Raw genomic sequence first — 1,569 nt, 5'->3', positions numbered from 1 at the left:
GGCCGTTGGTGGCCCCATCCGCGAGGTCGAGGGCGCACAGGCCGGTGCTGCGTAGAGCGGCGGTGACGGTGGTCGTTTTGTAATGACCCTGTGGCACGAAGAGCCGGCAGCGCTCGCCGCGTGGGGCGCGGCCGTAGCGGCGGGCCATGTTGGTGGCGGCCGCCGTCTCGTCGAGGAAGACGAGTTTGTCAGGGTCGAGGTCGGGCTGAGCCTCGAACCATGCCTCACGCGCCGCCTTCACGTCGGCCCGCTCCTGCTCAGCCGCGTACAGAGCCCCTTTTTTTTGCGGGTGATCCCGTGCCGGGCGAAGAAGCGCGACACTCCGCTCGTGCTGGTGTGCACGCCGTGCCCGGCCACGGCGTCACGCAACTCGCGCAGGAAAAGTTCAGGCCGGGCCTCGTCGAGGGAGAGGATCAGATCCGCGTGCGCCTCGATTGCCGGCCGGCTGTCGTCGCTGTGTGTCGGTTTGGGAGCGACGTGACCCTGCTGTGCAAACTGCTGCGACCAGCGACTGGCACTCGACACGCTCACCCCGAACCGCGCCGCCACCCGGTGAAAGGATGCACCTCCGGCCAGGGCCGCCACGACGCGCTCGCGCAGATCGACAGACAGGGGTGAAGGCATGGCTCGCTCCTTCACCGGTCAACGCACCAGCCACTATCCCGTCGCAACACCGCCGGGAACGGCTCTAGCTAGCAGTCAAGCATGCCGATCGTCGTCGACGGCGCGTGGTGTTCGCTGAGGAGAAGCACCCCGTCCGCACGACTGCCCCCGTTGGCCTTCCGCATCGGTCGACATCAGCGGACCGTGCCGAACTGACCGTCCCAATAGAGGAGTGGCGATCCGCCGGACCCGCGGGATGCCACGACGCGGCCGATGAAGATTGTGTGCGTCGCCACATCAAAGGACGATGTGAGCGCGCATTCAAGCACCGTCCCACAGCCGTCGATGAGGGGACATCCGGTCACGCCTTCGCTAAAGGCGACGGTGGCGAAAGGCTGCAGCGCCCGGGTCGCGAACTGCAGAGCGAGTTCGTGCTGGTCGGAACACAGAATATTCAGGGCGAAGCAGGCCCCGTCGCGAATAAGCGCGTGCGAGCGGTTGTCGCGGTTGACGGCCACTAGGACCGTCGGGGGGTCAGCCGCCACGCTGGACACAGCCGTCGCCGTCATGCCGTTCGCCTCGCCGCTATGGCGGCTCGTAATGACGCACACAGTGGAGGCCAGCGCTCGCATCGCCGTCTTGAAGGCCGTTTCGCTCACGCTCGGGAGGTCGTGCGGTGCAGTGCCGGCATCGGCGGTGGCCCTCATGACGCGACTTGCTCGGCGAGATGATCGCGCAGGGTGGCGCCGGCGTATTCGCGCCGGACGAGCCCCCTTGCCTGCAACAGGGGGACGACCTGCCCCACGAAATCGGCAAACGTGTCGGTGTTTGATCCCAGGGTTTGATGGTGCGATCTTCACGCCCGAGTGGAGGGACGCGCTATGGGCCAGGTTCTTCACGGCAGCGCCACAACGACGGAGGCGATCCGTCGAGCGATCCAGCATAGTCAAGCGAGCCTGAGGGCGC

Annotated in this window: 1 protein-coding gene and 1 pseudogene; both read right to left on the bottom strand. The window is 66.9% G+C overall.

From position 1 onward, the window contains the following. Positions 1-624: pseudogene (locus tag MKK75_RS30490) on the bottom strand (IS630 family transposase); the annotation flags it as partial. A gap of 173 nt (positions 625-797) precedes the next feature. Then, positions 798-1,310: a flavin reductase family protein gene (locus tag MKK75_RS30485; protein WP_244046229.1), complete on the bottom strand. Its 513-nt coding sequence runs from the start codon at positions 1,308-1,310 to the stop codon at positions 798-800. Positions 1,311-1,569 lie beyond the last annotated feature (259 nt).

The organism is Methylobacterium sp. J-030 (genome assembly GCF_022829545.1).
Classification (GTDB): domain Bacteria; phylum Pseudomonadota; class Alphaproteobacteria; order Rhizobiales; family Beijerinckiaceae; genus Methylobacterium.
This window is presented reverse-complemented; position numbering and strand designations above follow the sequence as displayed.